This window comes from Halalkaliarchaeum sp. AArc-GB (assembly GCF_031432225.1).
GTDB lineage: Archaea > Halobacteriota > Halobacteria > Halobacteriales > Haloferacaceae > Halalkaliarchaeum.
Genome location: NZ_JAVKGM010000021.1, coordinates 40545 through 46544, shown reverse-complemented (window position 1 = coordinate 46544; position 6000 = coordinate 40545). Strand labels below are relative to the sequence as shown.

General features: G+C 66.6%; 8 protein-coding genes. 7 read left to right on the top strand and 1 reads right to left on the bottom strand.

Annotation, left to right across the window (positions count from 1 at the left end):
• Positions 1–161 precede the first annotated feature (161 nt).
• A complete protein-coding gene (locus tag RH858_RS15510; RefSeq protein ID WP_259535582.1) occupies positions 162–1085 on the top strand; it encodes a hypothetical protein in 924 nt (307 codons plus the stop codon).
• A gap of 11 nt (positions 1086–1096) precedes the next feature.
• Here RH858_RS15510 and RH858_RS15505 read toward each other — a convergent pair whose 3' ends face one another.
• Positions 1097–1618 carry a CinA family protein gene (locus RH858_RS15505; RefSeq protein ID WP_259535584.1) on the bottom strand — a complete coding sequence of 174 codons (522 nt, stop codon included), beginning with the start codon at positions 1616–1618 and terminating at the stop codon, positions 1097–1099.
• A gap of 130 nt (positions 1619–1748) precedes the next feature.
• Here RH858_RS15505 and RH858_RS15500 point away from each other — a divergent pair, with 130 nt between their 5' ends.
• From RH858_RS15500 to RH858_RS15475, 6 genes are all read left to right on the top strand, one after another.
• Entirely contained in the window at positions 1749–2450 is a 702-nt protein-coding gene (locus RH858_RS15500) for a DJ-1/PfpI family protein (RefSeq protein ID WP_310562361.1), read from the top strand.
• A gap of 171 nt (positions 2451–2621) precedes the next feature.
• Entirely contained in the window at positions 2622–3224 is a 603-nt protein-coding gene (gene sod / locus RH858_RS15495; RefSeq protein WP_259535588.1) for a superoxide dismutase, read from the top strand.
• 104 nt (positions 3225–3328) lie between these two features.
• Entirely contained in the window at positions 3329–3640 is a 312-nt protein-coding gene (locus RH858_RS15490) for a DUF5827 family protein (RefSeq protein ID WP_259535590.1), read from the top strand.
• 18 nt (positions 3641–3658) lie between these two features.
• Entirely contained in the window at positions 3659–4579 is a 921-nt protein-coding gene (locus RH858_RS15485; protein WP_259535592.1) for an ATPase, read from the top strand.
• A 9-nt stretch (positions 4580–4588) separates the two neighbouring features.
• Positions 4589–4786: a DUF5800 family protein gene (locus tag RH858_RS15480; protein WP_259535594.1), complete on the top strand. Its 198-nt coding sequence runs from the start codon at positions 4589–4591 to the stop codon at positions 4784–4786.
• Positions 4783–5964 carry a redox-regulated ATPase YchF gene (locus RH858_RS15475; RefSeq protein ID WP_259535596.1) on the top strand — a complete coding sequence of 394 codons (1182 nt, stop codon included), beginning with the start codon at positions 4783–4785 and terminating at the stop codon, positions 5962–5964. The genes RH858_RS15480 and RH858_RS15475 overlap by 4 nt, the downstream gene beginning before the upstream one ends.
• Positions 5965–6000 lie beyond the last annotated feature (36 nt).

The window sequence follows — 6000 nt, the reverse complement described above, 5'->3', positions numbered from 1 at the left end:
TATTCACAGTCGGAGAGTGGCAACGCTCGCAGTATCGGCCAGCACCGACCGTTTCTCCTGCCGATAGCTTCTCCTACCGATATACTTATACTAGCACGGAACTCGCTTGTATATAACTTGAAATGATCTCCGACCGGCCTGTCGTCCCCGCCCCGGGAACGATGACCCTCGTTTGCGACAGCCCCGGGGGAGCCGTCCCGCCGACAGCGGCGGTGGAGGACCGCGCGCTCGCGGTGCTGTTCGACCACGACGCGGAAGGCTGGCGGCGCCGTTGGCGGCGGGAGTCCAGCTGGGTGCCGGAGCGGGAGGCGTACGTCGACGTCCACGACATCGCGAGAGGGGGCGCCGGTGGGGTAGTCGAGGGGGGATCGGACGGGTCGGCAGCCACGCCCGGGGGGCTCCAGTCGGAGCCGCAGCCGGGGACGCCGTCGATCCCGGGCACGCGGATCTCTTCGGACGGAAACGTCGCGTTGACCGCGCTGTCTCGACCCGTCAGCGCAGCCGGCGTACTGGGGGCCGCACGGAGCTACGTCGATCGGTGGGGGGCTGCGGGGTACGCCCCGATCGTGTACGTCGATTCGCTGTCGGGTCTACTCGTCGACGACGACGTAGACGGTGTGGCTGACGCGCTCGAAGCGCTTTCGGCGTCAATTTCCGCGACCGAAGCGACGCTGTACGCGTATTGTGACTTCGAAGCGGTCGAGACCGCGTCGTTCGAGCGACTTCGCGCACCGTTCGATTCGGTGGTTGAGGGGCCCAAAGCACACCTCGCCGACGACCTGTCGACGACCATCGAGCGGTTCCGACGCGAGGAGCCGACGAAGTACGGCTACCTCCGGCAGCACTGGCGGGAGGCCAAACGCGGGATCGAGGCGTGCGGGCGGAACTACCCACAGGCCAGACAGATCCACGCGTCGCTGGAGGAGCCGACGACGACGCCCCGGACGCTCGGTGCCGCGCTGGGTGCGCTCGTCGAGTTCGACGTCATCGGACGGTGGGGCGAAACCGTAAGCGCCACGCGGTACGACCTCACCACTTACGACGCCGAACGGCTGGAGGCGATCGGCCGACTCCTCGAGGAGTGAACCGTCCCTTTTCAGGGTTCCGTCCCGTCGGGGGCCGGCGTCGACTCGATCGTCTCCGCCAGCAACGACAGGGCGCCGCGGGCGCTCGCGTCCTTGATCTCCGCCCGGTCGCCGTCGAAGACGTCCCGTTTCACCCGGGCGAACGACTCCCCGGTTCCCCACGGGGCGGCGTACGCGACCCCGAGATACACGAGTCCGACGGGCTTGTCCTCGGTGCCGCCCGACGGGCCCGCGATCCCTGTGGCGGCGACGCCCCAGGTCACGTCGGCGACGTCCCGGACGCCGCGGGCCATCGCGCGGGCGACGGGTTCGCTGACCGCCCCGTGTTCGTCGAGTGCTTCCCGCGGTACGGCGAGTTCCCCCCGTTTGGCGTCGTAGGCGTACGTGACGATCCCCCGGTCGAAGTAGTCGCTCGCGCCGGGAACGTCCGTGAGCAGATCCGAGACGTGGCCGCCGGTGAGGGATTCGGCGACGGCGACGGTCTCCCCGCGCTCGCGCAACAGGGTTCCGACACGGCGTTCGATTCGGTCCATACGTCCACTGGTGGAGCCCCGTCAAAAGAAGCCTCGGGGACGTGACCGCCGACTACAAGAACGTGACCGCCGACTACAAGAACGTGACCGCTGACTACAAGAGGGTTGCCCCCTCACAGCGCGTGTGAACGTGGACTGCCATCCCGACGGAACGACCGTCCACATCCTGCTTTACGACGGGTTCGACGAACTGGACGGGATCGGCCCCTACGAGGTGTTCGACTACGCCCGGGAGTTCGGCGCCGGGATCGACCCCAGCTACCGGACGCTCGAGCCTACAGAGCAGGTCACAGCCAGCCACGGGACGCGGATCGTCCCGGACGGGACGCTTCCCGAACCGGACGATCCCGACGCACCCGACCTGCTCGTGGTTCCCGGCGGCGGCTGGAACGCGCGCGACGAGGAGGCCTCGGCGTGGGTGCAGGCCCAGCGTGGCGACCTCCCGCGCGCGCTCTCGGCTCACCACCGGGCCGGCGCGCGCGTGGCTGGGGTGTGTACCGGCGGGATGCTGCTCGCGACCGCCGGGCTGACGGACGATCGACCCGCGGTGACACACAAAAGCGCTCTGACGGAACTCCGGAGGACCGGTGCGGACGTGCGGGAGGCCCGGGTCGTCGACGACGGCGATCTGCTCACTGCCGGGGGGGTCACCTCCGGACTCGATCTCGCCCTCCACCTGGTCGAACGGATCGCCGGTCGCGACGTCGCCGATCGGATCGCGACGGTGATCGAGTACGACCGCCGGTTCGACGTCGTCCGAACCGACCGGGCCGACGCCGCAGACGGTCGTGACGGGGCCGAAAGCGGGCGTGACGACGCCGAGTTTGACTGATCGCTGATGTAATCGACTGCAGTGATCTTTCCTGTTGGGGGAACCGTAACCCGTTGCGTCAAGGGCCGGATCGATGCAACCGGGATCGGTTACCTGACACTGTAGTGTGGTAACATTCCTATCCTCAATATTTAACAGGATTCCGTCCTAGTACACATTCGGTGAGATAGTATGACAGACTACGAACTCGATCCGTTGCCGTACGACTACGACGCCCTCGAACCGCACATCTCCGAGCAGGTGCTGGAGTGGCACCACGACACCCACCATCAAAGCTACGTGAACGGCTGGAACAGTGCCGAAGAGGAACTCGAGGCGAACCGCGAGGCGGGCGACTTCTCGTCGTCTGCAGGTGCGATCCGATCGGTCACGCACAACTCGTCGGGGCACATCCTCCACGACCTGTTCTGGCAGAACATGAGCCCCGACGGCGGCGACGAGCCGACCGGCGCGCTCCGCGAGCGAATCGAGGAGGACTTCGGCTCCTACGAGGCGTGGCGCGGCGAGTTCGAGGCGGCCGCGAAGGGTGCCTCCGGCTGGGCGCTTTTGGTGTACGACACGTTCTCGAACCAGCTTCGAAACGTCGTCGTCGACAAACACGACCAGGGCGCGATCTGGGGCGGTCACCCGATCCTGGCGCTGGACGTCTGGGAACACTCCTACTACCACGACTACGGACCGGCCCGCGGGGAGTTCATCGAGAACTTCTTCGAAGTCGTCGACTGGGAGGAGCCGTCCCGGCGCTGTGAAGAGGCCGTCGAGCTGTTCGAGTGAGTCGATAGTCGGCCGTCGATCGTCGGCGATCGACTCCGATCGTCGACACACTGCTGACACAGCGACCTCGCATTTTTATCGGTCCCGGGCCCATAGCCGGTCGCATGCCGAAGCCGAAGTCCGAAGCCGGTCGTCTGTATCCCTGCGATTTCTACACACCAGACGAGCTTTTCGACCCCGACGAACTGTACACTGTACCGGAGATCGCCAGGCTGCTGCAGGAACTGGAGCCCGACGCGGAGCTCGACGACGCCACCGAGGGGGTGTTGCTCGACTGGGCGATCCCGTGGGTGATGGTCCACGCCGACGACCTTGTGGTCGCCGAACCCGGCGACGAGGGGGAGCCGGGCTACTACGGGCTCAAGACCGACGCCGACCGCGAGCGGTTCGCCGAACGATCCGGGGACGACGACTGAACGGTCGACGCCCCGCAGATGTCTCCAATGAATTCACAGCCGACAGTGCTGGTCGTGGGCGACGCGAGAGTCGACGCCGGCAAGACGACGTTTTCGGTCGGGCTGCTCGACCGACTCGGGAAGGCGACGGCCAGGGGGGAACCGTCGCCGGTCGGATTCAAACCCCGAGCGGGCAACGACTACTGGTTCGACCACGACGACGTTCGCGCCGCAATCGAGGAGGGTCAACTCTACGGCAAGGACGCGCGACGGCTGGCGGAGACGTCCGGTGGATTCGATTCGTCGGGCGTCCCCTCGGCGATCGAACGCATCAACCCGGTCCACCGTCTCTGGCGTCCGACGCCCGGCCGGACCGGAATGTTGGGCGAGGCGGACCGCACGGCGCTCGTCGATCGCGTGACGCTGGGCGGGGAGACGACGTATCTCGTCAACGGAGCCGCCGAGGTCGAGGGGCTGATTCCGGCACCGATCTCCGAGCGGTTGTCCCTCGCGGACGCCCGACGGGTGGGATCGGTCGCCGAGTTCAACGAGGCCATGCGGGAACTGCATCTCCCGGCGTTCGATCGGCTGGCCGACCGGATCGCAACGGTAGACGGAACGCGGCCGGTCGTCATCGAGTCGTACGGTGACATCGCCGTCCCCCTCCAGAACATGCGGGAGGTCATCGAACTGGACGTCGTCGCGGCGGTGGCGCCCTCGCGGCTGCGGGTGTACCGTGGCGATCGGTGGCTTCGAGCCCGATCGGTCGCCAGCGGGAGTCCCCGGGAGGGACGCCTCGAGGAGCGCACCGCGCGCGTCGCGGAGATGGTAGAGCCGGTCGCGACGCGAGAACTCCCCGCGCTTCCGTCCCGCGTCCGCGCGGATGCGGGCGGGATCGCCGAGGCGTACGCCGACGCCTACGAGGCGGTTCTCGAACAGGTTAAACCCGACCGGGGATAAGAGACTGATATGACGATTCTTTCCTTCGACGAGGACGGCGTCGACGTCGTGTACGAGGGAACGGAGTTCAGGCTCGACAAGGAGATGATACAGGAGGCGACCGGGAAGAGCTGGCCCGACGTCACCGACCACGAGGTCATCAAGCTTGTCGAACCCGAGCCGGAACTGTCCGGGGAGCCCCGGCGTGTGCAGGACATCATCCGATGATTACGGTCGCACTCGCGGGCAAGCCCAACGCCGGCAAGTCCACGTTCTTTACGGCGGCGACGATGGCCGACGTCGACGTCGGAAACTACCCGTTTACGACGATCGACGCCAATCGCGGGATCGCACACGTCCGGACGGAGTGTCCGTGTCTCGATCTCGGGGACAGATGTGGCAACGAGCGGTGTCGGGACGGCAAGCGATACGTTCCGATCGAACTCGTCGACGTCGCCGGCCTCGTCCCCGGCGCCCACGAAGGGAGAGGGCTGGGCAACCAGTTCCTCGATCAGTTGACGAACGCCGACGTTATTCTCAACGTCGTCGACGCCTCCGGGGGAACCAACGCCGAGGGGGAGCCCGTCGACGTCGGAACGTACGATCCGATGGAGGAGGTCGACTTCATCGAAGAGGAAATGGACCGGTGGCTGGTCGGGATCGTCGACCGCAACTGGGAGTCGATCGAGCGGAAATCCAGGTCGCCGAACTTCGACATCGACGAGGCGCTCTCGGAGATGCTCACCGGCTTCGGCGCGACCGAAGCCGACGTCGGGGCCGTCCTCCGGGAGTTCGAGTATCCACCTGATCCCAAAAACTGGACGGACGAACACCGGGAGACGCTCGCGCGGGCGGTCCGCCGGCAGACGAAACCGCTGGTGCTGGTCGCGAACAAGGCCGACGTCGCACCCGAGGAGAACCTCCAGCGGTTGCTGGAGGCGGACCGACCGGTGGTGCCGGCGTCTGCGGAGGGGGAGCTCGCGTTGCGTCGGGCCTCGCAGGCGGGTGCCGTCGAGTACGATCCGGGCGATGAGGCGTTCGAAATCGTCGGCGACCTCACCGACGCCCAGCGCGGCGGCCTCGAGACAGTCCGGGAACTCGTCCAGCGGCAGGGTGGAACGGGAGTCCAGGAGTCGCTGAACGCGGCCGTCTACGACCTGCTCGACGTCGTCACTGTCTACCCCGTTCAGGATGCCGGGAAGTGGACCGACGGCCAGGGGAACGTGCTTCCCGACGCACACCTGTTGCCCCGCGGATCGACGCCCAGGGATCTCGCCTTCGAGATCCATTCCGACATCGGCGAGGGCTACCTCCACGCGGTCGACGCCAAATCCGAGCGACGTATCTCCGACGAGTACGAACTCTCTGAAGGCGACGTCGTCAAGATCGTCTCGACGGCGAACTGATCGGGTCGACGAACTGATCGGATCGGCGAAGTATTC